The sequence below is a fragment of the Variovorax sp. HW608 genome (assembly GCF_900090195.1).
Lineage (GTDB): Bacteria > Pseudomonadota > Gammaproteobacteria > Burkholderiales > Burkholderiaceae_C > Variovorax.
Genome location: NZ_LT607803.1, coordinates 3223895 through 3250681 on the forward strand (window position 1 = coordinate 3223895; position 26787 = coordinate 3250681).

General features: G+C 67.3%; 29 protein-coding genes, 1 pseudogene and 3 riboswitches. Of the genes and pseudogenes, 7 read left to right on the plus strand and 23 right to left on the minus strand.

The window, feature by feature from the left end; genetic code table 11:
• Positions 1-5 precede the first annotated feature (5 nt).
• Genes secY through rplN form a run of 11 tightly spaced genes read right to left on the minus strand, consistent with a single transcriptional unit; the run spans position 6 to position 5452 of the window.
• On the minus strand, positions 6-1316 hold the full coding sequence (gene secY / locus VAR608DRAFT_RS15040) for a preprotein translocase subunit SecY (RefSeq protein WP_088954782.1): 1311 nt from the start codon (positions 1314-1316) through the stop codon (positions 6-8).
• A 25-nt stretch (positions 1317-1341) separates the two neighbouring features.
• On the minus strand, positions 1342-1773 hold the full coding sequence (gene rplO / locus VAR608DRAFT_RS15045) for a 50S ribosomal protein L15 (protein WP_088954783.1): 432 nt from the start codon (positions 1771-1773) through the stop codon (positions 1342-1344).
• A 24-nt stretch (positions 1774-1797) separates the two neighbouring features.
• Positions 1798-1983 (minus strand): 50S ribosomal protein L30, encoded by a 186-nt coding sequence (gene rpmD / locus VAR608DRAFT_RS15050; RefSeq protein WP_088954784.1) that lies wholly within the window; start codon positions 1981-1983, stop codon positions 1798-1800.
• A gap of 14 nt (positions 1984-1997) precedes the next feature.
• Positions 1998-2516 carry a 30S ribosomal protein S5 gene (gene rpsE / locus VAR608DRAFT_RS15055; RefSeq protein WP_088954785.1) on the minus strand — a complete coding sequence of 173 codons (519 nt, stop codon included), beginning with the start codon at positions 2514-2516 and terminating at the stop codon, positions 1998-2000.
• A gap of 18 nt (positions 2517-2534) precedes the next feature.
• Positions 2535-2900 carry a 50S ribosomal protein L18 gene (gene rplR / locus VAR608DRAFT_RS15060; RefSeq protein ID WP_088958799.1) on the minus strand — a complete coding sequence of 122 codons (366 nt, stop codon included), beginning with the start codon at positions 2898-2900 and terminating at the stop codon, positions 2535-2537.
• 14 nt (positions 2901-2914) lie between these two features.
• Positions 2915-3448, minus strand: a complete 534-nt coding sequence (rplF, locus tag VAR608DRAFT_RS15065; protein ID WP_088954786.1) for a 50S ribosomal protein L6 — start codon at positions 3446-3448, stop codon at positions 2915-2917.
• A 23-nt stretch (positions 3449-3471) separates the two neighbouring features.
• Positions 3472-3867, minus strand: coding sequence for a 30S ribosomal protein S8 (gene rpsH, locus VAR608DRAFT_RS15070; RefSeq protein WP_088954787.1), 396 nt, complete (start codon positions 3865-3867; stop codon positions 3472-3474).
• 20 nt (positions 3868-3887) lie between these two features.
• On the minus strand, positions 3888-4193 hold the full coding sequence (rpsN, locus tag VAR608DRAFT_RS15075) for a 30S ribosomal protein S14 (RefSeq protein ID WP_088954788.1): 306 nt from the start codon (positions 4191-4193) through the stop codon (positions 3888-3890).
• 8 nt (positions 4194-4201) lie between these two features.
• Complete coding sequence (gene rplE / locus VAR608DRAFT_RS15080; RefSeq protein ID WP_088954789.1) at positions 4202-4741, minus strand: 50S ribosomal protein L5; 540 nt, start codon at positions 4739-4741, stop codon at positions 4202-4204.
• A gap of 11 nt (positions 4742-4752) precedes the next feature.
• Positions 4753-5070 (minus strand): 50S ribosomal protein L24, encoded by a 318-nt coding sequence (rplX, locus tag VAR608DRAFT_RS15085; RefSeq protein WP_088954790.1) that lies wholly within the window; start codon positions 5068-5070, stop codon positions 4753-4755.
• Positions 5071-5083: 13 nt separating this feature from the next.
• Positions 5084-5452, minus strand: coding sequence for a 50S ribosomal protein L14 (rplN, locus tag VAR608DRAFT_RS15090; RefSeq protein ID WP_068674584.1), 369 nt, complete (start codon positions 5450-5452; stop codon positions 5084-5086).
• Positions 5453-5751: 299 nt separating this feature from the next.
• Between rplN and proC the strand changes: the two genes are divergently transcribed.
• Entirely contained in the window at positions 5752-6609 is an 858-nt protein-coding gene (gene proC, locus VAR608DRAFT_RS15095) for a pyrroline-5-carboxylate reductase (protein WP_088954791.1), read from the plus strand.
• On the opposite strand, the gene ubiA is transcribed toward proC, so the two are convergent.
• The 4 genes and pseudogenes from ubiA to recG form a co-directional block, all read right to left on the minus strand.
• A complete protein-coding gene (ubiA, locus tag VAR608DRAFT_RS15100; RefSeq protein ID WP_088954792.1) occupies positions 6604-7494 on the minus strand; it encodes a 4-hydroxybenzoate octaprenyltransferase in 891 nt (296 codons plus the stop codon). The two genes, proC and ubiA, sit on opposite strands and share 6 nt — an antisense overlap.
• 7 nt (positions 7495-7501) lie before the next feature.
• On the minus strand, positions 7502-8092 hold the full coding sequence (locus tag VAR608DRAFT_RS15105; RefSeq protein ID WP_088954793.1) for a Dps family protein: 591 nt from the start codon (positions 8090-8092) through the stop codon (positions 7502-7504).
• 101 nt (positions 8093-8193) lie between these two features.
• The gene (locus tag VAR608DRAFT_RS15110) at positions 8194-9159 is read right to left on the minus strand and encodes a LysR substrate-binding domain-containing protein (protein ID WP_088954794.1); all 966 of its coding nucleotides are present in this window, start codon (positions 9157-9159) and stop codon (positions 8194-8196) included.
• 38 nt (positions 9160-9197) lie between these two features.
• Positions 9198-11313, minus strand: a pseudogene (recG, locus tag VAR608DRAFT_RS15115) (ATP-dependent DNA helicase RecG).
• A 70-nt stretch (positions 11314-11383) separates the two neighbouring features.
• Here recG and queA point away from each other — a divergent pair.
• Both queA and tgt read left to right on the plus strand, forming a co-directional pair.
• On the plus strand, positions 11384-12424 hold the full coding sequence (queA, locus tag VAR608DRAFT_RS15120) for a tRNA preQ1(34) S-adenosylmethionine ribosyltransferase-isomerase QueA (protein WP_088954795.1): 1041 nt from the start codon (positions 11384-11386) through the stop codon (positions 12422-12424).
• A gap of 3 nt (positions 12425-12427) precedes the next feature.
• A complete protein-coding gene (gene tgt / locus VAR608DRAFT_RS15125; RefSeq protein WP_088954796.1) occupies positions 12428-13600 on the plus strand; it encodes a tRNA guanosine(34) transglycosylase Tgt in 1173 nt (390 codons plus the stop codon).
• Positions 13601-13863: 263 nt separating this feature from the next.
• On the opposite strand, the gene VAR608DRAFT_RS15130 is transcribed toward tgt, so the two are convergent.
• The gene (locus tag VAR608DRAFT_RS15130; protein WP_088958800.1) at positions 13864-14784 is read right to left on the minus strand and encodes an aldose 1-epimerase; all 921 of its coding nucleotides are present in this window, start codon (positions 14782-14784) and stop codon (positions 13864-13866) included.
• A gap of 126 nt (positions 14785-14910) precedes the next feature.
• Between VAR608DRAFT_RS15130 and VAR608DRAFT_RS15135 the strand changes: the two genes are divergently transcribed.
• Positions 14911-15690 carry an SDR family NAD(P)-dependent oxidoreductase gene (locus tag VAR608DRAFT_RS15135; RefSeq protein ID WP_088954797.1) on the plus strand — a complete coding sequence of 260 codons (780 nt, stop codon included), beginning with the start codon at positions 14911-14913 and terminating at the stop codon, positions 15688-15690.
• Here the strand turns inward: VAR608DRAFT_RS15135 and VAR608DRAFT_RS15140 are convergent.
• The 5 genes from VAR608DRAFT_RS15140 to VAR608DRAFT_RS15160 all read right to left on the minus strand — a co-directional run bounded on the left by VAR608DRAFT_RS15140 (position 15663) and on the right by VAR608DRAFT_RS15160 (position 20555).
• On the minus strand, positions 15663-16751 hold the full coding sequence (locus tag VAR608DRAFT_RS15140; protein ID WP_088954798.1) for a double zinc ribbon domain-containing protein: 1089 nt from the start codon (positions 16749-16751) through the stop codon (positions 15663-15665). The two genes, VAR608DRAFT_RS15135 and VAR608DRAFT_RS15140, sit on opposite strands and share 28 nt — an antisense overlap.
• Positions 16748-16963, minus strand: a complete 216-nt coding sequence (locus VAR608DRAFT_RS15145) for a hypothetical protein (RefSeq protein WP_088954799.1) — start codon at positions 16961-16963, stop codon at positions 16748-16750. The genes VAR608DRAFT_RS15140 and VAR608DRAFT_RS15145 overlap by 4 nt, the downstream gene beginning before the upstream one ends.
• Positions 16964-17064: 101 nt before the next feature.
• Positions 17065-17700, minus strand: coding sequence for a phosphatase PAP2 family protein (locus VAR608DRAFT_RS15150; RefSeq protein ID WP_197700537.1), 636 nt, complete (start codon positions 17698-17700; stop codon positions 17065-17067).
• A 34-nt stretch (positions 17701-17734) separates the two neighbouring features.
• Positions 17735-19687 carry an MFS transporter gene (locus VAR608DRAFT_RS15155; RefSeq protein ID WP_088954801.1) on the minus strand — a complete coding sequence of 651 codons (1953 nt, stop codon included), beginning with the start codon at positions 19685-19687 and terminating at the stop codon, positions 17735-17737.
• 25 nt (positions 19688-19712) lie between these two features.
• Entirely contained in the window at positions 19713-20555 is an 843-nt protein-coding gene (locus tag VAR608DRAFT_RS15160) for a hypothetical protein (RefSeq protein ID WP_088954802.1), read from the minus strand.
• A gap of 181 nt (positions 20556-20736) precedes the next feature.
• Between VAR608DRAFT_RS15160 and VAR608DRAFT_RS15165 the strand changes: the two genes are divergently transcribed.
• From VAR608DRAFT_RS15165 to VAR608DRAFT_RS15175, 3 genes are all read left to right on the plus strand, one after another.
• Positions 20737-21471, plus strand: a complete 735-nt coding sequence (locus VAR608DRAFT_RS15165) for a helix-turn-helix domain-containing protein (RefSeq protein ID WP_088954803.1) — start codon at positions 20737-20739, stop codon at positions 21469-21471.
• A 145-nt stretch (positions 21472-21616) separates the two neighbouring features.
• A riboswitch (glycine riboswitch) is annotated at positions 21617-21724 on the plus strand.
• An 81-nt stretch (positions 21725-21805) separates the two neighbouring features.
• Entirely contained in the window at positions 21806-23047 is a 1242-nt protein-coding gene (locus VAR608DRAFT_RS15170; protein WP_157730981.1) for an FAD-dependent oxidoreductase, read from the plus strand.
• A gap of 59 nt (positions 23048-23106) precedes the next feature.
• Positions 23107-23210, plus strand: a riboswitch (glycine riboswitch).
• Positions 23211-23317: riboswitch (glycine riboswitch) on the plus strand.
• Positions 23318-23404: 87 nt separating this feature from the next.
• Positions 23405-24718 (plus strand): D-amino acid dehydrogenase, encoded by a 1314-nt coding sequence (locus VAR608DRAFT_RS15175; protein WP_088954805.1) that lies wholly within the window; start codon positions 23405-23407, stop codon positions 24716-24718.
• Here the strand turns inward: VAR608DRAFT_RS15175 and VAR608DRAFT_RS15180 are convergent.
• Both VAR608DRAFT_RS15180 and VAR608DRAFT_RS15185 read right to left on the minus strand, forming a co-directional pair.
• Positions 24679-25947: an FIST signal transduction protein gene (locus VAR608DRAFT_RS15180; protein ID WP_088954806.1), complete on the minus strand. Its 1269-nt coding sequence runs from the start codon at positions 25945-25947 to the stop codon at positions 24679-24681. The genes VAR608DRAFT_RS15175 and VAR608DRAFT_RS15180 overlap by 40 nt on opposite strands.
• 41 nt (positions 25948-25988) lie before the next feature.
• Positions 25989-26732, minus strand: coding sequence for a PhaM family polyhydroxyalkanoate granule multifunctional regulatory protein (locus tag VAR608DRAFT_RS15185; protein WP_088954807.1), 744 nt, complete (start codon positions 26730-26732; stop codon positions 25989-25991).
• Positions 26733-26787 lie beyond the last annotated feature (55 nt).

Here is a 26787-nt window from a genome sequence, read left to right on the forward strand (position 1 = left end):
CATGCCTACGACGTCTTGAAGTTCGCCTTCTTGAGCAGGGACTCGTACTGCTGAGACATCATGTAGTTCTGCACCTGGGCCATGAAGTCCATCGTGACCACCACGATGATCAACAGGGAGGTGCCGCCGAAATAGAACGGCACGTTGTACTTCAGGATCAGGAACTCCGGCAGCAGGCAGACGAAGGTGATGTACACCGCGCCGGCCAGCGTCAGACGAACCAGGATCTTGTCGATATACCTTGCGGTCTGGTCGCCCGGACGGATGCCCGGGATGAACGCGCCGCTCTTCTTCAGGTTGTCTGCGGTCTCACGGCTGTTGAACACGAGCGCCGTATAGAAGAAGCAGAAGAACACGATGGCGCTGGCGTACAGCAGGACGTAGATCGGCTGACCCGGGTGCAATGCACTGGCAATGTCCCTGATCCAGCGCGAGCTCTCGCCGGTGCTGAACCAGCCCACGATCGTGGTCGGCAGCAGGATGATCGACGACGCGAAGATCGGCGGGATCACGCCGGCCATGTTCAGCTTGAGCGGCAGGTGCGACGACTGGCCGCCATACACCTTGTTGCCCACCTGGCGCCGCGCATAGTTCACGAGGATCTTGCGCTGGCCACGTTCGACGAACACGACGAAGTAGGTCACGAGGACCACCACGGCCACGATGAACAAGGCAACCAGCACGTTCATTGCGCCGGTGCGAACCAGTTCGAGCAAGCCGCCGATCGCATTGGGCAGGCCCGCAGCGATACCGGCGAAGATCAGGATCGAGATCCCGTTGCCCAGGCCCCGCTCGGTGATCTGCTCACCCAGCCACATCAGGAACATCGAACCCGCGGTCAGGCTGATCATCGCGGTGAGGCGGAAGCCGAACCCCGGCGCCAGGACCAGACCCGGCGACGACTCGAGCGCAACGGCGATGCTGAACGACTGGAACAGCGCAAGGCCCAGCGTCCCGTAGCGGGTGTACTGGGTGATCTTGCGGCGGCCCGCCTCGCCTTCCTTCTTCAACTGTTCGAAGCTCGGCAACACGTAGGTCATCAACTGCATGATGATCGACGCGGAGATGTAAGGCATGATGCCCAACGCGAACACGGTGAAGCGCGACAACGCGCCGCCCGAGAACATGTTGAACAGGCTCAGGATGCCGCCTTGCTGGCCTTGGAACAGCTGCGCCAGTTGGTCCGGATTGATGCCGGGCACCGGGATGTGAGCCCCGACGCGATAGACCACGAGAGCGAGCAGCAAAAAGACAAGCCGGCGACGCAGGTCACCGAACTTGCCTGTTTTTGCGAGCGTTGCCGCGTTGGTTGCCACGAAGAACTTCTTTCAGTCCGTTTGTTCAGGCAACGCTGCCGCCGGCCGCTTCGATCGCAGCCTTGGCGCCGGCCGTCGCACCGATGCCCGTCAGCTTGACGGCCTTGGTGAGCTCACCCGACTTCACGACCTTGACGACCTTGGCGATCTGAGCCACCAGGCCGGCCTGCTTGAGAGCCAGCACGTCCACTTCGGCCAGGCCGAGCTGCTCGAGCGAGGCGAGCGTCACTTCGGCGTTGAACTTCAGAAGCTGCGACTTGAAGCCGCGCTTCGGCAGGCGACGCTGCAGCGGCATCTGGCCGCCTTCGAAGCCCACCTTGTGGAAACCGCCCGCGCGCGACTTCTGACCCTTGTGACCGCGGCCCGCGGTCTTGCCGAGGCCGGAGCCGATACCGCGGCCGACACGGCGCTTGGCGTGCTTGGCGCCAGCTGCCGGCTTGATGCCATTGAGTTCCATATGCGTCTCTCTCAGTGACTCTGCTTAGAGCACTTTGACCAGATAACTGATCTTGTTGATCATGCCGCGGACCGCGGGCGTGTCCTGCAGTTCGCTCACGCTGTTGAGCTTGCGCAGGCCCAGGCCACGCACGGTGGCGCGATGCGATTGCTTGGTGCCGATCGGGCTCTTGACCAGTTGCACCTTGACGGTTTGTTGTTGCGTCGTCATCTGACTGCTCCGTTTCAGGCGAAGAGTTCTTCGACGGTCAGGCCGCGCTTGGCAGCGACTTCTGACGCGGTCGTCGAATTCTTCAGGCCGTCCAGGGTGGCCCGGACCATGTTGTAGGGGTTCGACGAGCCATGGCTCTTGGCCACGATGTCGGTGATGCCCATGACTTCGAAGACGGCGCGCATCGGGCCGCCGGCGATGATGCCGGTACCCTTGGGCGCCGGAATCATGACCACCGAAGCGGCGCCATGGTGGCCCGTCACGCGGTGATGCAGCGTGCCGTTCTTGATCGAAATCTTCATCAGATTGCGACGCGCTTCTTCCATTGCCTTCTGCACGGCAGCGGGCACTTCCTTGGACTTGCCCTTGCCCATGCCGACGCGGCCGTCGCCGTCACCCACCACGGTGAGCGCTGCGAAACCAAGGATACGACCACCCTTCACCACCTTGGTGACGCGGTTGATCGCGATCATCTTCTCGCGCAGACCGTCCTCGGGTCCTTCGTTCTGCGTTCTTGCCTGAATCTTTGCCATTTTGAATCTCGTGTCCGGTTAGAACTGCAGGCCGGCTTCGCGGGCCGCATCGGCCAGCGCCTTGACGCGACCGTGGTATGCGAAGCCTGCGCGATCGAAGGCAACCTTTTCCACGCCGGCAGCCTTCGCCTTTTCGGCGATGCGCTTGCCGATGGCGGTTGCGGCAGCGGTGTTGCCACCCTTGCCCGAGGCGCCCAGGGCGGCGCGCACTTCGGCTTCCGCGGTCGAGGCGCTTGCAAGCACCTTCGAGCCGTCGCCGGAGATGACGGTGGCGTAGATGTGCAGATTGGTGCGGTTCACCGTCAGACGTGCCACGCCTTGCGTTGCAATGCGGATGCGGGTCTGACGCGAGCGACGGAGACGCTGTGCTTTTTTGGTCAACATCATTTTGCTGCCCCTTACTTCTTCTTGGTCTCTTTGATCACGACCTTCTCGTCCGCATAGCGGATACCCTTGCCCTTGTAGGGCTCGGGCGGACGGATGGCGCGGATCTCAGCGGCCACTTGGCCGACGCGCTGGCGGTCGGCACCCTTGATCACGACTTCGGTCGGGGTGGGCGTTGCCACCGTGATGCCTTGCGGCATGTCCTTGTTGACCGGATGCGAAAAACCGACCGACAGGTTCAGCTTGGCGCCTTGCGCCTGGGCCTTGTAACCGACGCCGATCAGGTTGAGCTTCTTCTCGAAGCCCTTGGTCACACCGACCACCATGTTGTTCACCAGCTGGCGAACCGTACCGCTCATCGCGTTGGCTTCACGCGAATCGTTGGCGGGCTCGAAGCTCAGCTTGCCGTCCTTGTTGACGACGTTCACCAGCGCATTGCGCGCGAGGCTGAGCGTGCCGCCCGAGCCCTTGACGCTGATCTGGTCTTCCTTGATCGACACATCCACGCCTGCGGGGATGGCGACCGGCATTTTTCCTACGCGGGACATTCGGTTTCTCCTTGATGTCTCGGTTAGGCGACGTAGCACAGCACTTCGCCACCGACACCGGCGGCGCGCGCCTTGCGGTCCGTCATCACGCCCTTCGGGGTCGTGACGATGGCAACGCCGAGGCCGTTCTGGACTTGCGGAATCGCGGCGCTGGCCTTGTAGACGCGCAGGCCGGGGCGGCTCACGCGCTCGATGCGCTCGATGACCGGACGGCCAGCGTAGTACTTCAGCGCGATCTCGAGCTCGCTCTTGCCGGCTTCGGTCTTGACCTTGAAGCCGTCGATATAGCCCTCGTCCTTCAGGACTTGTGCGATTGCGACCTTCACCTTGGAAGACGGAACCGACACGGTGGGCTTCGCCACCATCTGCGCGTTGCGGATACGCGTCAGCAGGTCGGCAATGGGATCACTCATGCTCATGTTGTTTGCTCCTGCCTGGCTTACCAGCTGGCCTTGGTGACACCAGGGATGTCGCCGTTGAAGGCCATTTCGCGGATCTTGGCGCGCGCCAGACCGAATTGACGGAAGGTGCCGCGCGGACGACCCGTGATTTCGCAGCGGTTGCGCTGGCGCGTCGGGTTCGCATTGCGCGGGAGCTTCTGCAGAGCCAGGCGGGCAGCTGCGCGCTCTTCGTCGCTCTTCTTTGCGTCGTTGGCGATCGCCTTCAGTTCCGCATGCTTGGCGGCGTACTTTGCGACCAGTTTTTCTCGCTTGAGCTCGCGCTCGATCAAAGCTACTTTAGCCACAAACCACCTCAGTTCTTGAACGGGAAACGGAAGCCGGCGAGAAGCGCCTTGGCTTCCTCGTCGGTCTTGGCCGTCGTCGTGATGCTGATATTGAGACCGCGCAGGGCATCGACCTTGTCGTACTCGATCTCGGGGAAGATGATCTGTTCCTTGACGCCGATGTTGTAGTTGCCACGGCCATCGAACGCACGACCGGAGATCCCGCGGAAGTCGCGAACGCGCGGCAGCGCGATGGTCACGAAACGATCCAGGAATTCGTACATCTGCACGCCGCGCAGCGTGACCATGCAGCCGATCGGCTGCATCTCACGGATCTTGAAGCCGGCGATCGCCTTCTTCGACTTGGTCACCACGGGCTTCTGGCCGGCGATCTTCGTCAGATCGGCGACGGCGTTGTCGAGCACCTTCTTGTCGGCGACTGCTTCGCCCACACCCATGTTGAGCGTGATCTTGGTCAGGCGCGGGATCTGCATCGGCGAGGTGTAGCCGAACTTTTCGGTCAGATCCTTCGCGATCTTTTCGCGATAGTGTTGTTGGAGACGTGCCATGTAAGTACCCCTTAGGCGGCCTTGATTTCTTCGCCGCTGGACTTGAAGACGCGCACGCGCTTGCCGTCCGTGACCTTGATGCCGACGCGATCGGCCTTGCCGGTAGCGGCATTGAAGATCGCCACGTTGGATTGATGAATCGGCATGGCCTTTTCAACGATGCCACCCGTCGTACCCTTCAGGGGATTCGGCTTGGTGTGCTTCTTGACGAGGTTGATGCCCTCGACGACGACGTGCGAGTCGTCCTTGCGCAGCGTGACGGTGCCGCGCTTGCCCTTGTCGCGCCCGGCCAACACGATGACCTGGTCGCCTTTGCGAATCTTGTTCATGGCGTTGTTGTCCTTAGAGAACTTCGGGGGCCAGCGACACGATCTTCATGAACTTCTCGGTACGCAGTTCGCGCGTGACCGGTCCAAAGATGCGGGTGCCGATCGGCTCCAGCTTGGCGTTGAGCAACACGGCGGCATTGCCGTCGAACTTGACGAGCGAGCCGTCGGCGCGACGGATGCCCTTGGCGGTGCGAACCACCACCGCGCTGTAGATCTCGCCCTTCTTGACGCGACCACGCGGAGCAGCTTCCTTGATGGAGACCTTGATGACGTCGCCGACGCTGGCATAGCGCCGCTTGGAGCCACCGAGCACCTTGATACACAGGACGGATTTCGCGCCCGTGTTGTCGGCCACATCGAGCCGGGATTCAGTTTGGATCATTTCGTGATATTCCCAACTTGTACCGCTTGCCACCCGGACCAGCCCGGAGCAACCAAACGATCAGTCTTGGGCCCGTCGTCCACGCACCGAAACCACTTCGGTGCGCTTCCGCTGGGCAGAAGCTTCGCCTTTTTGAAGCGAAGCCCGATATTATGGCACATGATCCGTTCCCCGTCAACAACTTATAGGGGCCGGACGGACGGCCTCCGTGTCACCGGCACCGGGTCGCGGGGAGCGACGACAATTTCAATCCGCTGCAGATCACCCGGTTCGCAGCTTTCGAATTCACCGGACAGATCATGAATATCGCAGTCACCTTCCTGCCGCGGCGGGAACCGACACCCCTGCCGCCCATCGGCTTCATCGGCGGCGGCAACATGGCCAGCGCCATCATCGGCGGGCTCCTCAAGCAGGACATTCCGGCCGCCAGCATCGAAGTCGTCGAGCCGCTGGCCGAGGCGCGCGCCCGGCTCGCCAACGATTTCGGCATCACCGCACAGCCCGCGGCGGGCCCGGCACTGGGCCGGTGCGGGGTGATCGTGTGGGCCGTCAAGCCGCAGAGCTTTGCCGAGGCGGCGCAGCCCGTGCGCGGACTGGCGCCCGAGGCGCTGCACCTGAGCGTGGCCGCCGGCATCCCCTCCGGCAGCATCGCGCGCTGGCTCGGGACCGAGCGCGTCGTCCGCGCCATGCCGAACACGCCGGCACTGGTCGGCCAGGGCATGACCGGCCTTTTCGCACGCGAGGCGGCGGACATCGCCGACCGCAAGCTCATCGAGCAGGTCCTCGGCGCGACCGGCGAGCTGATGTGGGTCGACGCCGAGGAGGCGCTCGACGTCGTGACAGCCGTTTCGGGCTCCGGCCCAGCCTACGTGTTCTATTTCATCGAGGCGATGGCCGAGGCCGGCGTCGAGCTGGGCCTCGCGCCGGAGCAGGCGCACCGACTCGCGGTGGGCACGTTCACCGGCGCCTCCGCGCTGGCCGCAAGCGCGACCGAGCCGCCCGCCGTGCTGCGCGAGCGGGTGACGTCGAAGGGCGGCACCACCTACGCGGCGATCACTTCGATGGAAAACGACGAGGTCAAGGCGAAGTTCAAGACCGCGATCCGCGCGGCCCAGCGCCGCGCGGCCGAGCTCGGCAAGGAATTCGGGAAGCTATAGATACCCGGCGACGATGCCGGCGAACACGGTGAAACCGAGCCAGTGGTTGAGCCGGAAGGCCTTGAAGCAGCCGTCGCGCGTGCGGTCGCGGATCAGCCGCCAGTGCCACAGCGCCTGCGCGGCGGCGATGCCGATCCCCAGGTAGAGCGCCGCGCCCAGCCCGGCGGCGCTGCCGATGACGGTCCAGACGGCCAGGAAGATCGCGTAGCTCGCCATGACGATCGCCACGTCGAAGCGGCCGAAGGTGATCGCCGAGGTCTTCATGCCGATCTTGAGGTCGTCGTCGCGGTCGACCATCGCGTATTCGGTGTCGTAGGCCAGCACCCAGAACAGATTGCCGGCCAGAAGCCACCACGCCACCGCCGGCACGCTCCCGCGAACGGCGGCGAACGCCATCGGGATGCCGAAGCTGAAGGCGATGCCGAGTACCGCCTGCGGCACCGAGACGAAGCGCTTGGCGAATGGGTAGACCAAGGTCACCGCGAGCGCCGCGAACGACATCAGGACGGTGATCCGATTGGTGGTCAGCACCAGCGCGAATGCGGCCAGCGCCAGCACGGCGCCCAGCGTGAGCGCCTCGGGCACCGAGACTTCGCCGCTGGTGACCGGCCGTTTCGCGGTCCGCTTGACGTGCCGGTCGAAGTCGCGGTCGGCGACGTCGTTCACGCAGCAGCCGGCGCTGCGCATGAGGATCGTGCCGACCACGAACACCGCCAGCAGATGCCAGCCCGGCCAGCCGCCGGCGGCGAACCACAACGCGCCCAGCGTCGGCCAGAGCAGCAGCAGCCACCCCGCCGGCCGGTTCCAGCGGATCAGGTCGAGATAAAGGGCCAAACGCCCGCGGCGCGGCGCGGGCGCCGGTGGGACCGACCCTGCGGCGGGCATGGCGGCCTCAGTCTTCAAGGAGCGAGCGCAGCATCCACGCGGTCTGGTCGTGCACCGTGCAGCGCGCGGTCAGCATGTCGGCGCTGGGATCGTCGCCGGCGTCCTCGGCCACCGGGATGAACTCGCGCGCGATGCGCGAGACGGTCTCGTGGCCCTTGACCAGGATGCGGACCATTTCCATCGCCTTGGGCGGCGTCTGCGGCACGTCGGGGACCGTGGCGATCCTGCCGAATTCGGCGTACGAGCCCGGCGCGTAGTGGCCCAGCGCGCGGATGCGCTCGGCGATGACGTCGGTCGCGCCCCACAGCTCCGTGTACTGCGCCATGAACATCGCATGCAGCGAGTTGAAGTGCGGGCCGGTCACGTTCCAGTGGAAGTTGTGGGTCGTGAGGTAGAGCGTGTAGGTGTCGGCGAGCACCCGGCTCAGGCCCTCGGCGATGGCGGCGCGGTCCTGACGCTCGATGCCGATGTTGATGACCGGGGCGTTGCGGCTGCCGGACTCCTCCGCAACCGCCACGCCACCCTTCCTGGGCACCTTGCCGGCGGACCCGGCCGGCGCTTTGGCGGTCGACTTGGCTTTCTTCTCGACTTTGGCCATGGCAATGACTTCTTTCTTCAGTTGGTTGACGGCAAGACCGCCACTCTAGCGCAGCCATCGCGCGAAGCCGTGCGTCAATTCGCAGTCCGATGGCGCGTCTTTCAGGAAAGGCGCCTGACGCCCGGCAGTTCGCAGGCATAGATCGCGTTGCGCAGCGCGGCGATGGCCTCGTAGCGGGTGAAGCTGCGGCGCCACGCCAGCACCACGCGCCGGGTCGGCGGATCGCCGCCCTGGGCGTCGAGCACCGGCAGGTAGCGCACGATCTGCTCCGGCTCCCTGCGGCTCTTCGACCTGGGCTTGAGCGCATCGGCCGGCACCGACAGGCGCGGCACCAGCGTGACGCCCATGCCCGAGGCGACCATGTGCTTGATGGTTTCGAGCGACGAGCCTTCGAAGCTCTTGCGGATGCCCTCGGCGTTGCTGGAGAAGCGCGCGAATTCCGGGCAGACCTCCAGCACGTGGTCGCGGAAGCAATGGCCGGTGCCCAGAAGCAGCATCGTCTCCTTCTTGAGCTCGTCCGAGGTGACCGATTCCCTGCTCGCCAGCGGATGGTGGGCCGGCAGCGCGGCCATGAAAGGCTCGTCGTAGAGCGCCGCCATCGCGAGCCCGGTGTCGGGAAAGGGCTCGGCCATGATCGCGCAGTCGATCTCGCCGGAGCGCAGCATCTCGAGCAGCCTGGCGGTGAAGTTCTCCTGCAGCACCAGCGGCATCTGCGACGTGCGGGCGATGTTCTGGCGCACGAGGTCGGGCAGCAGATAGGGGCCGATGGTGTAGATCACCCCGAGGTTCAGCGGCCCCGAAAGCGGGTCCTTGCCGCGCTTGGCGATCTCCTTGATGCTCGCGGCCTGGTCGAGCACGCTCTGCGCCTGCTGGACGATCTGTTCGCCCAGCGGCGTGACGGTGACTTCGCCCGCGCTGCGCTCGAACAGCTTGACCTCGAGTTCGTCCTCCAGCTTCTTGATCGCCACGGACAGGGTCGGCTGCGACACGAAGCAGGCTTCCGCGGCCTTTCCGAAATGCCTCTCGCGCGCGACCGCGACGATGTACTTGAGTTCCGTGAGTGTCATAGCTAAAAGCTATTATTACTCGCCCCGGGCTGCGGGCCCTACGCCTTGAGGTATTCGGCCTTGCTGCCCAGCCAGCGATCGACGTGGCGCGCTGCCAATTCCGGGTCGCGGTCGAGCATCTTCGGCGCCAGTTCGCGGGCCCAGTCGAGCAGCAGCACGTCCGTGCTCAGGTCGGCAAAGCGCAGCAGCGGCGCGCCGGACTGGCGGGGCGCCCAGGAATTCGCCGGGACCGCGGATCTCCAGGTCGCGCCTCGCGATCTCGAAGCCGTCGCTGGTTTCGGCCATGGCCTTGAGGCGGGCGCGGGCGGCTTCGCCGACGCGCCCGCCCTCGTTCGGCGCATAGAGAAGCACGCAGGCGGAAGCCGCGGCGCCGCGGCCCACCCGGCCGCGCAACTGGTGCAGTTGCGAAAGGCCGAAGCGCTCGGCGTGCTCGATCACCATCAGCGAGGCATTGGGCACGTCGACGCCGACTTCGATCACGGTCGTGCTCACCAGCACCTGCAGGCGGTTGGCCGTGAAGTCCTCCATCACCGATTGCTTCTCCGCAGTCGGCATGCGCGAATGCAGGAGGCCGACGCGGACCTGCTCGCCGAGCGCCTCGGCCAGTTCGTCGCGCGTCTCGGTGGCGTTGCGCAGGTCGATGGCCTCGCTTTCCTCGATCAGCGGGCACACCCAGTAGACCTGCCGGCCCTGTTCGAGCTGGGCGCGGATGCGGTCGATGACTTCATCCCGCCGATGGTCGGCCACCAGCTTGGTGACGATCGGCGTGCGGCCGGGCGGCAGCTCGTCGAGCGTGGACACATCGAGGTCGGCGTAATAGCTCATCGCCAGCGTGCGCGGGATCGGGGTGGCGCTCATCATCAGCAGATGCGGCTCGAACTCGTCGCCGGCCTTGCCACGCAGCGCGAGCCGCTGCGCCACGCCGAAGCGGTGCTGCTCGTCGATGACCGCCAGCGCGAGATCGCGGAAGTGCACCTTCTCGGAGATGACGGCGTGCGTTCCGACCACCAGCGCGGCTTCGCCGCTTTCGATGGCGGCTGTCATGGTGTCGCGTTCCTTCTTCTTCTGGCTGCCGGTGAGCCATGCGACCCGCAGGCCGCGCTCGGCGAGCAGCGGATCGAGCCAGTTCACCAGCTTGCCGAAGTGCTGCGCCGCGAGGATCTCGGTCGGCGCCATCAGCGCGCACTGGAAGCCCGCGTCGATGCAGCGCGCCGCCGCGAGCGCGGCGACCACGGTCTTGCCCGAACCCACGTCGCCCTGCAGCAGCCGGTGCATCGGAACGTTGCGCGCCAGATCGCGCGTGATCTCTTCGCCCACGCGCCGCTGCGCGCCGGTGAGACTGAACGGCAACGCAGCCAGCAGATCCTTGTGCAGCGGACCGCCGGAGGCGTCCACTTCGAGCACCGGCGCCTTCTGCGCGGCGCGTTCGCGGCGGGCCTGCAGTTGCGACAGCTGCTGCGCGAGCAGCTCGTCGGCCTTGAGCCGCTGCCAGGCCGGATGGCTGTGGTCTTCGAGCGTGGCGATCGCGACGTCCGGCGCCGGATAGTGCAGGAAATTCAGCGCGCGGCGCAGCTCCCACGTGCCGTGAGGCGCCGCGCCCGGCGGCAGGGTCTCGTCGAGCAGCGCGCGCGCCAGCCCCGAACGGACTTCGCGCCTCAGCACCGGCTGCGCCAGCCCGGCGATGGTCGAATAGACCGGCGTCAAGGCCTCGGGCAATGCGGTGCCCGCCGCCTTGACGGCCGGATGCATCATCTGCCGTCCGACGAAGCCGCCGCGCACTTCGCCGCGAATGCGCACCCGACCGCCGACGGCGAGCTGCTTCTGTTGCGACGGATAGAAGTTGAAGAAGCGAAGCTGGCAGGTGTCGCTGCCGTCGTCGACGGTCACGATCAACTGGCGCCGAGGCCGGTAGACCACTTCGCACGAGGTGACCACCGCTTCGATCTGCGCCATGTCGCCGTCGCGCGTGTCGGCCAGGCGCACGAGGCGCGTCTCGTCCTCGTAGCGCATCGGCAGGTAGAGCGCGAAATCGATGTCCCGCAGCAGGCCCAGCTTGCGCAGCGCGCGCTGGACCGCGCTCAGGCCGGTGCCGGGTGCGGGCGCCGATGCGGGGACGGGCTTTTCCGTGGGCGGGGACTTGGCGGCGGCGGGCATGGGACAATTCTGCCCGCCTCTTCGCAACCCCTCGCCTTCTTGGCACGGGCCCGTCCGGCCCTCAAGCACCATGCGCGACTTCACGCTTTCCGATTTCGATTTCCATCTGCCGCCCGAACTGGTGGCGCAACACCCCGCTGCGCAGCGCAGCGCCTCCCGATTGCTCGACGGCACTGGCAACACACCGGCCGACAGGATCTTCCGGGACCTGCCCTCTCTGCTCTTGCCCGGCGACCTGCTGGTCTTCAACGACACGCGCGTCGTCAAGGCGCGGCTCTTCGGCGAAAAGCCGACCGGCGGCAAGCTCGAACTGCTGGTCGAGCGCGTGCTGCAGGACCACGAGGTCGTCGCGCACATGAAGGTCAGCAAGAAGCCGCAGGTGGGCACCACGCTCGCGATGACCGGCGGCTTCAGCGCCACGCTCCTCGGCCGCTGGCCCGACGAGCACGGCGCCCTCTTCCGCTTCCGCTTCGAAAGCCCCGCGGGCGAAGACCCGTACGCGCTGATGGCCCGCTGCGGCCACGTGCCGCTGCCGCCCTACATCACGCACGCCGATTCGGCGGACGATGAAAGCCGCTACCAGACCGTGTTCGCGCGTGTGCCCGGTGCGGTCGCGGCGCCGACCGCCGCGCTGCACTTCGACGACGCCCTCATCGCCGAACTCGAAGCGCGCGGCGTCCAGCGAGCGAACGTCACGCTGCACGTCGGCGCCGGCACCTTCCAGCCGGTGAAGACCGAGAACATCGCCGAGCACACCATGCACGCCGAGCGCTACGAGGTGCCTGGCGCGACGCAACGCGCGATCGCCGAGGCCAAGGCGCGCGGCGGCCGCGTCGTCGCGGTCGGCACCACCACCGTCCGCACGCTCGAATCCTGGGCCAGGAGCGGCGAGGCCTCGGGCGACACGAGCATCTTCATCACGCCCGGCTTCGCCTTCGAGCACGTGGACGTGCTCGTCACCAACTTCCACCTGCCCAAGAGCACGCTCATGATGCTGGTGAGCGCCTTCGCCGGCTACGAGCGCGTGATGGCGCTCTATGCCCACGCGATCCGCGAGCGCTACCGCTTCTTCAGCTACGGCGATGCGATGCTCCTCGCCAGAAAGTCCTGATCCATGCTGAACTTCGAACTCCTCGCCACCGACCCGTCGAGCCACGCGCGCCGCGGCAAGCTCACCTTGAACCACGGCGTGGTGCAGACGCCGATCTTCATGCCCGTGGGCACCTACGGCACCGTCAAGGGCGTGATGCCGCGCAGCCTCGAGGAGATGGGCGCGCAGATCATCCTCGGCAACACCTTCCACCTGTGGATGCGGCCCGGCCTCGATGTGATGTCGAGCTTCGGCGGGCTGCACGAGTTCGAGAAGTGGAACAAGCCCATCCTCACCGACTCGGGCGGCTTCCAGGTCTGGTCACTCGGTGCGATGCGCAAGATCAGCGAGGAAGGCGTGAAGTTCGCGTCGCCGGTCAACGGCGACAAGCTGTTCCTCACGCCCGAGGTCTCGATGCAGATCCAGACCATCCTCGACAGCGATATCGTCATGCAGTTCGACGAGTGCACGCCGTACGAGACCCAGGGCCACATCACCACCGAGGCCGAGGCGCGCAAGTCGATGGAGCTGAGCCTGCGCTGGGCCTTGCGCTGCCAGCACGAGTTCGCGCGGCTTTCGAACCCCAACGCGCTCTTCGGCATCGTGCAGGGCGGCATGTTCGAGAACCTGCGCGAAGAGTCGCTCGCCAAGCTGGTCGAGATGGACTTCCCCGGCTACGCGATCGGCGGCGTGAGCGTCGGCGAGCCCAAGGACGAGATGCTGCGCATCATGGCGCACACCCCGCACCGGCTGCCGGCGCACAAGCCGCGCTACCTGATGGGTGTCGGCACGCCCGAGGACCTCGTCGAAGGCGTGGCGCAGGGCGTCGACATGTTCGACTGCGTGATGCCCACGCGCAATGCGCGCAACGGCACGCTGTTCTCGCGCTACGGCGACCTCAAGATGCGCAACGCGCGCCACAAGAGTGATCCGCAGCCGATCGATCCGAGCTGCACCTGCCATGCCTGCGCGGGTTCGTCGGGCGTGCCCTGGAACGAGGGCGGCCGCGACGGCTTCAGCCGCGCCTACCTGCATCACCTGGACCGCTGCGGCGAGATGCTCGGCCCGATGCTCACGACCATCCACAACCTGCACTACTACCTGAACCTGATGCGCGAGATCCGCGAGGCGCTCGACGCGGGGCGCTTCAGCGAATTCCGCGCGCAGTTCAAGGCCGACCGCGCACGCGGCGTTTAGGGCGTGTTCACCCTAATTCCGGGGTCGCGAAGGCGTGCCAGGGCGGGCCAATCAAGGCGCGCGACGCCGCATGTGCGTTGGCACATGCAAGGAGCGCAACGCCGAGTGGCCCGCCCTGGCACACCTTCCCTGGGGTTGCCGAGCAAAGGGGCCGTCTGCGGCGTTGCCCGCGCTTGCAAGGCCGAAGCCTTGCTGCGCACGGGCGCCTTGCATCCAGCCCCTTTGCTCGGCAACGCGATCCCCGGAATTAGGGTGAACACGCCCTAGCGCACCGAGCGAAGGGTCCAGGTTCCCGAGAGCGTTTCGCCGGGCGCGAGCACGGCCCCGCCGACCTCGGCCGGGCCATGACGGTCCGCGAGGTTGATCGCATCGGTGCACTGGCTCACCGGTTCGGCGCAGAAGTGGTCCGCGCCGCTCGGGCAGTACAGCACGAAGAAGTCGAGCGGCGATTCGGCCGCCATCACCAGCGCGCGCGAGGCGTCGGGCCAGTCGATACGGGCGCTACGCTGCCAGCCCGTGAAGTTGTTGTCCAGGTCGAATTCGGACAGGCGCACGCCATTGCGCAGCCGGGCCACCTCGGCCGCGGGTTCGAGGCCGGCGGGCATCACTTCCGAATCACCGCGCCACATCGCGGCGGTCTCGGTCTGCAGCCGCGTGCCGGCGCGATGGGGAAAGTACGGGTGATGCCCGATCCCCGCGGGCATCGGCGCGCGGTCGCGGTTGGTCAGCGTGACGGTGCAGCGAAGTCCCGCCGGATCGAGCTCGAAACTCTGCGAAGCCTCGAATCGCCACGGCCATTGCGCGTCGGCATCGACGGCAAGTTCGAGCAAGGCCCGCGTCGCCGAGGCCTGCGCGACGCGCCATGGGCGCAACCAGCCGATGCCATGCAGCGGATGCTTGCCCGACGGCCCGGCCGGATGCCCTGCACGAATCGCGATCTCGCGGCCGCCGAAATGCGCACGGCCCTCGCGGATCCGGTTGCACCAGGGCAGGAGCGCAAAGCTCGCCATCGCGAAGAGATCGCGCCGCGCCAGCGCCTCGTCGGTCGCCGGGCGAAGCCAGTCGAAGCGCGTACCGCCCTCGACGTCATAGAGCGCGGTGACCGCGCCACCGATTGCCGGCGCCAGTTCGAGGCGCAGCGCGCCTGCTTCGAGCCGGACCCGTTCTGTCTCTTTGTCGTTCATCGAATCGCACCACGGTTCGCTGGGATCGCGGCATTCTCGTTCACACAGGTGGCACACTGCACGGGCTGCGTCAAAATCGCGCGAGCCCGGCCCTTCGTCCGGGCTGATCTTCATGGGAACCCCGACATGACCGAATCGACTTCTCCTGCGCCCTCGGCCCACTATCCATCGCTGAAGGGCCGCACGGTGTTCATCTCCGGCGGCGCGACCGGGATCGGCGAAGCGCTGGTGCGCGCCTTCCACGCGCAAGGCGCGCGCGTGGGGTTCTGCGACATCGACGCGGACGCCGGCCGCGCGCTGGCCGCCGGTCTCGGCGGCGAGAACGCGCCGCTCTTCCTTCAGTGCGACGTCACGGACGTGGGGGCGCTGCAGGCCGCCATCGCCGCGGTGCGCGCGCAATTCGGCCCGATCCGCGTGCTGCTCAACAACGCGGCGAACGACCGCCGGCACGAGATCGAGGACGTGACCAGCGAGGACTTCGACCGCATGACCGCGATCAACTTCAAGCACCAGTTCTTCGCCGCGCAGGCCGTGGCCGAGGACATGCGCTCATCCGGCGGCGGTTCGATCATCAACTTCGGCTCGGTGAGCTGGATGATCAAGGGCCGCGGCTACCCGGTCTACCAGGCCTGCAAGTCGGCCGCGCGCGGGCTCACGCGAGCCCTGGCGCGCGACCTCGGCAAACAGAACATCCGCGTCAACTCGCTCGTGCCCGGCTGGGTGATGACCGAACGCCAGCTCAAGCTGTGGGTCAAGCCCGAGTCCCACGCCGAGATCGACGCCGCGCAGTGCCTGCCCGGCCGCGTGATGGCCGAGGACATTGCCGCCATGGCGCTCTTTCTCGCCGCCGACGATTCGAAGATGTGCACCGCGCAGGACTACGTGGTGGACGCCGGCTGGACCTGAGGCAAGGAGGGATCGCGCGGCGCAGCTGCCGCCGCGCCGGTGCCGCAGGCGTGGCAGAAGCGCGCGAAGGCGCTCTTGCGCGTCTTGCAGGCGGGGCAGTGGTCGAACAGGCCGATGCCGCAGTGCGGGCAGAAATCGATCTCCGTGTTCTTGAGATCCACCGGCCGCTCGCAGCCCGGGCACACGCCCTTGGCGAGCCGCGCGAGCGCGGTGTCGTAGCCGAGGTCGTTGCGGCGCACCGTGTCGGGCTGTGATTCCGCGGCCTTCTGGCGCTCGAGATAGCGGTTGAGCGCGACGATCGCATAGCGCCCCACCAGCACCGTGATCAGGATGCCCACCGCATAGCGCACGTAGCCGCCGTAGCTCGGCAGGTAGGGGACGAGCTCGACGAAGAACGCGAACAGCGCGAAGAAGATGAAGCCCCAGACGAAGGGCCACCAGGTGCTCTTGCGCTTCTTCGCAAAGAGCCAGCCCGCGATCACCAGCAGCGGCAGCGTGAGCGCGAGGCGATAGAGGAACACCCGCAGCTCGACGCGCCGGTTTTCCGCGTCCATCCGGGTGCGCGCTTCGTCCTCCAGCTTCGCGAGCTGCTCCGCGGCGCGCTGGCGCGACTGGCGCGCGTCGAGCGCAATCTGCCGCTCTGCGCCTACGGCCCGCTCGGCCTCGTCCTCCTTCTGCTTGAGCGCGTCGAGCGCCTTGGTGCGCGCGATGAGCTCGGCGTCCTGGTCCGGCTGCGCCGTCGCGTGGCGCGTCGCGAGCCAGTTCGAGAAGGTCTCCCGGGCCGCGCGGCTGGCCTGCCGCGCGGCGAGCAGCTTGAGATCCGCCTGCTCGCGCTCGCGCACGGCCTCCTGTTCGACACGCTCCGCGTTGCGCACCGTGTTGCGCAGCGGTTCGGCGGCGGCGCGGTCGATGAAATCATCCAGCTCGATCCGGTGCTCGACCCGCGGCAGGTCGCCGACGATGGTGCTGCCCAGTCCGATCAGGAAGCTCGCGAAAACCACCGCCACCAGCCAGAGGCCGCGGCGAAACCACTTTTCGGACAGACGCAGGGATTTGCTCATGGCGCTCCTTCAATGAAGTTCGCGGATTCTGGACCAGGGCTTGCGCACGGCCGGCCGGCGTGCGCGTTGAGCGGAAACAGGAACACGCCGGCCAGGATGACCGCGGCCGCCGCCAGGATCATCTGCATCGCGTTTCGGAGCAGGCGGCGCGAGCGCGAGACGCGGGCCCGGTATTCGCGCTCGTAGGGGCCGAAGTTCGTGGTGCGCTTCATGACAGGTTCTCGTAGGTGGGGATGCGCGGATGATGGTTCTCGCCTCGGCGTCGCGGCACAAACAAGCGAGCCGGTGGCGCCCTCCAGCGCCTTCGGTATCTCTATTCGATACCGCCCGGGGAACCGTTGCGCCGGGCCAGGAGGTCGGCGCGGGTGTAGACCCGGTCGGTCCCCGCGAGGCGCATGGCGATGACCTCGAGCGCATCCTGCGTCGGTGCCGCGCTACCCGGACGCTGCAGGAGCGCCGGCGTCGCGAGGCTCAGCACCACGAGCATCCAGCTGAGGCGCGGATGCGGCGAACGCTGCTGCCACCACAGGAACAGCCCGCTCACCGTCCCGCCGAGCACGAAGCCGGCCGCCACTTCCGAAGGGGAGTGCGCGTGGAGCACGAGGCGCGAGGCGCCGATCGCGGCCGCGAACGCCAGCCCGAGCGCGGACGCCGTGACGCGGACGCGGTGATCCTGCCGCGAAGTCACCAGCCAGCCGGCCACCGGCCAGATGCTGGCCGACAGTGCCGTGTGGCCGCTGAATCCGGTGAAGTCGATCGCCGCGATGCCGATGCCCCAGCCGAGGAACGCGAGCTTCGATGCCAGGATCATGCTGCAGCCGAGACCGAAGAGGACCACCCAGCGCCCTGCCGACTCGCGCGTCGCGGGGGGCAACCCGAGCCACGCGGTGATCCACAGGGACACGGGCAGGAGAAAGCCGCTGTCACCGAACCAGGTGATAGCGGCCAAAAGTGCTCGAGGGTGCAGCAGCATCAGGCGAAGCTCATGTTCCCATGAGTCCGCTCACGCGCCGCTGGAGCGCATCGGGCTGCACCTCGGCATACGGCATCGCGTCGCCGACGTTGAGTCCCACGCGGCTGAAATAGCCGCGCCTGAATGGCCGCACCATTGCGACGTTCTGCCCGTCGCGCACTTCGATGCGGCTGAAGAAGGAGCCCCACAGATTGGTCAGCGCCATGGGCACGACCGGCACCTCGATGCCTTCGGCGCGTGCGCCGTCGAGGATCTTCATCACGCCGCCCTTGAAGGGCTGCAACCGGCCGTCGCGCGTGATCGCGCCTTCGGGAAAGATCGCCAGCAGATCGCCTTCGCGCAGCACCTGCACGGCTTGCCTGAAGGCGTCCTCGTAGGAAGCCGGTTCTTCCTTTTGCGACGCGATCGGAATGGCCTTCGCCAGGCGGAACAGCCATCCGAGCACCGGCACCGCGAAGATGCGGTGGTCCATGATGAAGCGGATCGGACGCGGGCTCGCCGCCATCAGCAGCACCGCGTCGATGAAGCTCACGTGGTTGCAGACCAGCACCGCGGCGCCCTCGGAGGGGATGTGCTCGCCGCCCTTGACGCCGAAGCGGTAGACGAAGCGCGACAGCACCCAGGCCACGAAGCGCAGCAGGTATTCCGGCACCAGCATGAAGATGTAGAAGGCGACGACGGCGTTCGCGATGCCGGTGACGAGGAAGATCTGCGGGACCGTGAACCCGGCCTTCAGCAGCGCCCCGGCGATCACCGCACTGGCGATCATGAAGAGCGCATTGAGGATGTTGTTGGCCGCGATGATGCGCGCGCGGTGCGTCGGCTGGCTGCGCATCTGGATGAGCGCGTACATCGGTACGCTGTAGAGCCCCGCGAAGAGCGACAGCAGGCCGAGATCGGCCAGCACGCGCCAATGGGCGGACTGGTGCAGGAATGCGCCAAGCCCCAGATCGCCGAGCGCCGGCAGCGCGCGCGACGCGAAGTAGAGGTCGATCGCGAACACGCTCATGCCGATCGCGCCGAGCGGCACCAGCCCGATCTCGACCTGGCGGCGGCTCAGCGTCTCGCACAGCAGCGAACCGGTGCCGATGCCCACCGAGAACACCACCAGCAGCAGCGAGGCCACCTGCTCGTCGCCATGCAGCACCTCTTTCGCGAAGCTCGGGAACAGGCTCAGGAAGGTCGCGCCGAAGAACCACATCCACGAAATCCCGAGCAGCGAACGGAACACCACGATGTTGCCGTGCGCGAGCCTCAGGTTGCGCCAGGTTTCGCTGACCGGGTTCCAGTTGATCCTGAGCCCCGGATCGGTGGCCGGCGCGGCCGGAATCGCCTGCGCCACCGCGCGCCCCGCCAGCGCGAGCAGCACGCAGGCCAGCGCCACCGAGCTGTGGCCGATCTGCGGCATCGCGACCAGCAGGCCGCCGGCAAGCTGGCCGAGCAGGATGGCGACGAAGGTGCCCATCTCGACCATGCCGTTGCCGCCGGTGAGTTCGTGCGGATCGAGCATCTGCGGGAGGTAGGCGAACTTGACCGGTCCGAACAGCGTGGAATGCAGCCCCATCAGGAAGACGCAGGCCAGCAGCACGACGGCATCGGCATGCATGAAGCCCCAGGCGGCGATCAGCATGATCCCGATCTCGATGTTCTTGACGAAGCGGATCGTCTTCCGCTTGTCGAACTTGTCGGTGAGCTGTCCGGCGGTCGCCGAGAACAGCAGGTAGGGCAGGATGAAGAGCGCGCCGATCACCAGCCCCGCCATGGCCGGCGGCATCCAGCTCACCTGGAGCTGGTAGGTGACCATCACGGTGAAGGCGAACTTGAAGAGGTTGTCGTTCGCCGCGCCGGCGAACTGCGTCCAGAAGAACGGCGCGAAGCGCCGCTGCCCCAGCAGTTCGAACTGGTTGGCGTGCGCCGGCGCGTCGTGCACGGCGGAGGATGATGCGTTGGCGGTCGTTGTCATTCGCAATGCCTGGTTGGCGGCTTCCTCAAGCCGTCACGGTGACGGCGCCCGGATTGTGCCGCAGCGTCCGCCGTCCGATGGTCTGCAGCGCATGCAGCACGGGCAGTGCTGCGAGCGCCGCCGTCAGGTGCTTGAGGCTGTGGCCCGAGATCAGGTGCTGGGTCGCTTCGAAGATCGCGTGGTCCGCGAGCTCGAAGAGCTTCGCGAGCGCATAGAAGAAGACCACCCAGCCTAGCCGGAGTCCGACGGCGCCGCTGGTCGGCCGCGCAAACGACAGCAGCACGATCAGTGCCATGCCGCCGAACTGCACCAGCGCCCAGGGCAGCGCGTTGCCGGTCTCGTGGCACACCGCCGTGGCCAGCAATCCGCCGACCAGCGTGAACCATGCGGCCGGCCAGCCGGCGCGAGCGCTCACTCGCTCGCAGGTCGCGAATCCGATCAGGCCCGCGAAGGCCACGGCCATGCCGGCACGATCCGCGGCCAGCCGCACGCTGTCGGGCTGCAGGTGATAGAAGGCCGAGCCGAGCGCGGTCAGGACGAGGCCGGCGAAGAACATCCAGGCGCAATCGAGGGCGTTCACCGGCAGGTGCCATCCGGTCTGCTGCACCGCCGCCGCATCCAGCGCTTCCTCGTGCGCGCGATCCAGCCAGCGGAGCCAGCGCAAGCCCCAGATGCCGATCGCGGCGAAGGGCAGGTTGCTCAGCACGTCCATGGCGTTGGGGACCGGGCCCCACGCCTCTGCGTCCGCGAACGGCGCCCCGGCAAGGCCGGGGGCGGGAATGGCCGGCCCGACCACCGCGGCCAGCAGCAGCAGCGCGAACAGGGCCAGGAGGTAGCGTTCGCGATTCGACAGCAACGAGAGCGACATGGCGGACTCCAAGGGATGACTCGATGGGCGCAATCTAGGTTGCCAACCCCCTCCACGGCATCGAGAATCGATACGGAGCACTTATTCACCACCCCCGGTATCGCCCGGTAATACCTGGCGCCGCCCATGAGCCGCCGGCCCCAAGGCGAATACCGCAGCGCTGCTGCGCGGAGGTTACCCAATGAGCACCACCGCCGACCTGGTCGTCGCCCTCAAGAACGAACTCAAGAACGCCCGGATGACCTACGCGGATCTCGCCAAGTCGCTCGACATGGCCGAATCCAGCGTCAAGCGGATGCTCGCCAAGGGCGACATGCCGCTCACCCGGGTCGATGCGATCTGCCGGACGCTGAAGATCGACTTCGCCGAGCTCGCGCGGCGCGTGGCGGATTCGCAGCCGCTGCTCAAGGAACTCACGCTGGAGCAGGAAAAGGCCGTCATCGCGGACAAGAAGCTGCTCCTGATCGCGATCTGCGTGCTGAGCCAGTGGACGCTGGAGCAGATCGTGGCGGCCTATCGCATCAGCGAGGCCGAATGCATCGGCTACCTCGCGCAACTGGACCGGATCGGCATCATCGAGCTGCGCCCGCTCAACCGGTATCGCCTGAAGCTCGCCAAGACCTTCCGCTGGCGCCCGCACGGGCCGGTGATGGACTTCTTCCGCGAGAACGTGGTGCTCGACTATTACCGCGGCGGCTTCGACGGCCCCGCCGAGGGCCTGCTGCTGGTGCACGGGCAGATCAGCAAATCGCTCGCGCCGGCCTTTCTGGACCGGCTCCAGCGCGTCGCGCAGGACTTCGCGCAGCAGCACCAGACCGACCAGAAGCTGCCGCCGAAAGAGCGCGAGGGCTATACCCTGCTGCTCGGCATGCGCAACTGGGAGTTCGAGCTATTCACCCGGCTGCGGCGGGGCTGATCCCGGCCCGTCACAGACAGAAACCGGTTTCCTCGATAAGATTCAGCCCGCAGAAAAGCGGACGGCACCCGTCCCACCGTTGGCGCAACCTCCCATGAACGCTCAAGGTGAACCGCAGCGCGGTTCGTAGACTGCCCTCTATTGACCCATGCCGACTGGAGAGACGCCACACCGACGTGGCGCACCGAAGGAGCAAGTCCGCTGCATGCCGCAGCCGATGAATCTCTCAGGTAAAGAAGACAGAGGGAGCGGCAAAAACTGAACCCCCGGTCCCGACGCTCCGCACAGTGAGTGCTCGCCCCGGCCGTTCATGCCCTCCCAAAAGGAATCGGACATGCGCGTGGTTGTACTCGGCGCCGGCCTGCACGGCGTCACGACGGCCTATTACCTGCAGCAGCTCGGTCACGAGGTGATCGTCATCGATCGCCATGCGACGCCAGCGGCGAAGGCCCGGGGCCGGGTCCCTTCCGGCGAGCCCGCGGCATCGACCGATTCGGCTTCAGCCTCGATGCCGGCGCGGCCTGCCCCGGGACGCTGGTTGCGCCTTCGCACCGCCCTCCGCCGCCGCTTTGGAAGCCTGCTCGACCGCGCGGTGGTGCCGCCCAGGAGCAATCCGCTCGATCACCTGGTCCGTCTCGCGGTCTACAGCCGCCAGAGCGCCCATGCGCTGCGCGACGAGTCCGGCATGCCGCCGCGCCCGCGCTCGACCGGACAGATGACCCTCTACACCGATGCCGAGGTGTTCCGGGGGCGTATCGAACGGAACGCGCATTGGTCGGAACTGGGCTGCGAGGAGCGCCTGCTGTCGGCCGGCGAGGCCATCGACATGGAGCCTTCGCTGCAACTCATGGCCGACAGCCTCGCCGGCGCGACCTACTCGCCCGACGACCCGGCGCGTGATCCTGCGCAGTTCGCGGCGGGCATCGTCTTCCTTTGCCGCGCGGCCGGCGTGCGCTTCATGATGAAGCACACCGTGGTCTCGCTGAAGGAGCGCAACGGCCGCATCGACCACGTCGAGTTTCTGGATCCGCAGGGCGAGCCGGTGATCGTGCGCGCGCAGTCCTATGTGCTCGCGCTCGGCGCATCGAGCGTGCCGCATGCCGAGCACCTGGGCATCGACATGCCGCTGCGCTTCGTGCGCGAGTACGTGGTCACGCTGCCCGTCAAGGACCTCTCGATCGCGCCCCGCCTGTCGCTGCACGACCGCCAGGGCAGGCTGCGCATCCGGCGGCTGGAGAACGCGCATGGGCACCACCTGCGCATCACCTCCACCGTCCGCGTCAACGACGACGAGGAGAACGAGCCCGATTCGGACCGCTTCGCCGCGATCCTGCGCCGCGTCGAGACCCTGTTCCCGGGCGTGGGCGATGCGAGCCGCGCGTCGCTCGAAACCGCGATGCACGCGGTCACCAGCAACCGCTTGCCGATGATCGGCAAGACGCGGCTGCCGAACCTGTTCCTCAACACCGCGCCCGGCACCCCGAGCTGGACCAACGCGATCGGGGCAGGCAAGTCCATCGCGCGCATCGTGAGCGGGCTGCGCCCCGAACTCGACTTCGCCTTCCGCGGCCTATAGGGTGTCTTCGAAGGGTGAACACGCCCTTGTAGCCGTTCGGCGGCGAAGCCCCTACAATCGCCGCACTTGCAGGAGAGCGGGCCGCGAAAGCGGCTCCACCGAAGGCGCAAACTCCCATAAACGCTCAGGTCGGCTCGCCACGAGCCTGTACTGCAATCAACTGTCAGAGCCGTCTGGAGAGCCATCACGCCATGTGATGCACCGAAGGAGCAAGCCCTGTTGCGGGTGCAACGGGCGAATCTCTCAGGTACCGAGGACAGGGGGAGCGGCAACTTGGACGCAATCCGGTTGCTTTTCTTTTTTCACGGCACCGGTTTCCGTTTCGTCCAAGCGCTGCAACCTTTAAAGGGTTCTGAAATGCGCGTGATCGTTCTCGGCGCCGGCCTGCTCGGCGTGACCTCGGCTTATTACCTCCAGCAACTCGGCCACGAAGTGACCGTGATCGACCGACAGGCCACCCCGGCCGCCGAAACCAGCTTCGCCAACGGCGGCCAGATCTCGGTGAGCCATGCCGAGCCGTGGGCCAATCCCAGCGCACCGCTCAAGGTGTTGCAATGGCTCGGCAAGGAAGACGCGCCGCTGCTCTTTCGCCTGCGCGCCGACGTGCGGCAATGGCTCTGGGGATTGCAGTTCCTGCGCGAATGCACCCCGGCGCGCACCCGTCACAACATCGAGCAGATCGTGCGCCTGGGCACCTACAGCCGCGACACGCTGCAGCAATTGCGCCGCGACACCGGCATCGGCTACGAGCAGCGCACGCAAGGGATCCTGCACTTCTATACGAACCAGAAGGAATTCGACGGCGCGCTCGAGCCGGCCGAGCAGATGCGCGCCCTCGGTTGCGAGCGCCGCGTGATCTCCGCCGACGAGGCCGTTGCGATCGAACCCGCGCTGGCCCACATCCGTGCGCAGCTCGCCGGCGCCACCTACACCGCCGAGGACGAATCGGGCGACGCCAACCGCTTCGCCCGCGAACTCGTGAAGCTCGCCGAGGCGGCCGGCGTGCGCTTCCTCATGAGCCACACCGTGACCGCGTTGCGCGAAGCCGGCGGCCGCATCGACCACGTCGAAGCCACCGACAGCGAAGGCCGCTTCCAGCGCATCCGCGGCGACGCCTACGTGCTCGCGATGGGCTCGCTCAGCCCGCTCTACGCGGCGCCGCTGGGCATCCGGCTGCCGATCTATCCGGCCAAGGGCTACTCGGTGACGATGCCGGTGATCGATCCGTCGAAGGCGCACCAGGTGTCGCTGACCGACGATGAGTTCAAGCTCGTCTTCTCGCGCTACACCTCGGCCACCGGCGACCGCCTGCGCATCGCCGGCACGGCGGAGCTCAACGGCTACGACCGCGACCTCAACCGCGTGCGCTGTGAAGCGATCGTGCGGCGGGTGGAGCAGCTCTTCCCCGGCGCGGGCGATGCGTCGAAGGCGCAGTTCTGGACCGGCCTGCGCCCCGCTACGCCGAGCAACGTGCCGCTGATCGGCGCCACGAAGCTTGCGAACCTGTTCCTGAACACCGGCCACGGCACGCTCGGATGGACGCATGCCTGCGGCTCCGGCAAATCGATCGCGCGCATCGTGAGCGGGCTCGCGCCCGAGGTGGACTTCGCGTTCACCGGCCTCAGCAGGGCTCAGTCGTCGGCGGTGAAGACCGTCAGCACGCCGGTGTAGCCGTAGAGGTGGTGCCGCGCGATCTCGCCGGCGGCGAAGAAGCCGACCAGCGGCACGTCGCCGAGCGCATGGCGCACGATCTGCAGCTCCGCGTTCGGCGCCCCGAAGTGCGGGCCGCCGCGCCCCGAGCAGCTCACGTACACCGCCCCCGCGACGCGACGCGCCGGATGCGGTGCCGCGCCGGTTTCCGAGCCGGCGACTGCGCGCGCGGTGGCGAGCGTCTGCTCCTCGGGCTCCAGCTCCTCGCGGATCTCGGCGCAGACGCGCATGAGATCGGAACGCGCGGCCTGAGCGTTGCGCCGGCAGAAGGTCATGCGCATGCCGGGCTCGACGACGTCGGCGATCGCCACGCCGCGCCGCGTCGGATCGAGGCCGATGATGTGCCGCACCCGCACGTCGGAGCCGAGGTCGCGCGTGCGATGGACCCGATCGCTGCCGGCCTCGGCGAGGCCCACCAGCGTCGCGCGCACCGCGGCGATCGCCTCCTCGGGCTCGTCGAGCGAAACATGGAGATCGTCCAGCAGCACGTCGAGCGCCGGCAGGCCGTCGAGTTCGAGCAGCAGGTTGCCGTCGGCCTGCGTGATCTCGCGCTCGCCCGACACCGGCTGGCAGCCCTGCGTGACACGCGACACCAGCCGCACGCCTTCGCCGAAGACCACGCCCGACAGGCCGCCCTGGAACACCCCGCCATGGGCGCCGTGGCCCGGAATGTTGCCGTTGCCGCCGACCGCGAACTGCAACGATCCGGCGCGGCCCGACGAGAGGCCGCCGAAGAGGTAGCCGGTGTCGGTGCGCTCCGCCATCTCGGCGATCAGCTCGGCGAGCTCGGGCGTGCGCGGGTCGGCATGGACGAGCGCCGTGTGCGCCGAGAAACCGCTCGTCTCGGTGCTCGCGAGCGGCGCCACGCCGGAAAACACGCGGTACTGGTCGCTCGGCAGCTCGCACAGCATCACGCTGAGCGCGGGCTCGTCGAAATACTCGGCATTGTTGGCCGCCACGCCGACCCCCACGGTGCCCGACCAGTCGGTGATCTCGGGCAGCTCCGCGCTCAGGTGATCGAGGATCTCCTGCGCATCGGCCGAATAGTGGTCGGTGACGTAGAGCAGCCCCAGCGTCGGCGAATGCGCGTAGTCGGGCAACGCCATCTGTGCCCGCAGTTGCGCGAGCACCAGCCCCGCAGCCATGCGCCATTGCGGATGGGTGGCGTGGCCTGAAGGAAACAGCTTCATGGGCTTCGCTTTCTCTCGCGGGAAGGAATACGGTGCCGGCCTCAGCGCGCCCGCTTGCGCGCCGGAGCCGGCGTCTTGCCGGCAGCGGCGGCGCCCTGGCCGCCGGCTGATGTCGACTTGCTGCCTGCCGCGGCGGCGGGCTTCTTCGCGGACTTGGCCGCCGGGGCCTTTTGCGCCGCCGCGCCGGACGACGGCTGCGCCATCGCCGGCATCTTCAGATGCGCGGCTTCCTGCAGGGCCGCGCTCGCGATCTGCTGGAACTGCTGCGTCAGCGCGCCCCACCATTGCAGCGGGTCCACCACGCCTGCCCCGTCGCCCGCTGCGGCGCTGCCGTTGCCGCCTGCGCGCGCGCGCCGGGACGGCTTCGCCGCCGCCTCGGTTTCTTCGGCGTCCGCGGCCGGCTCGGCTTTCTTCGGCTCCGCCTTGGGTGCGGGGGCCGGCGCGGGCTCCGGCGCGGCCGCGGCCTGCCGCGTGAAGACGCTCGCGAGATCCTCCATCTGCACGTTCATGCCGCGCAGCGTGGAGAGGGTCATCTTCTGCACCTCGAGCGCCTGGATGGTGGCCTTGAGCGCATGGCCGTTCTGTTCGAGCCAGAACTGCACGGTCCTCAGTTCCTGGATGCGCTTGTCGACCTCTTCGACGCTCAGCGTCGGCGCGACCCAACTCGCAAGACTCGGCATGCCGGGCGTCACGCCCGCCGCCGCGCTTCCGCCGGCCAGGTTCTTGAGGAAGTCGAATCCGGGAACGAACTGGCTGAAGGCGAAAGGCTTGCTCGTGTCGCTCATGGACGGCTCCGGAGGTGAGTTGTTGTGCGGGCAGCTTACTCCAAGCAGGTGGCGT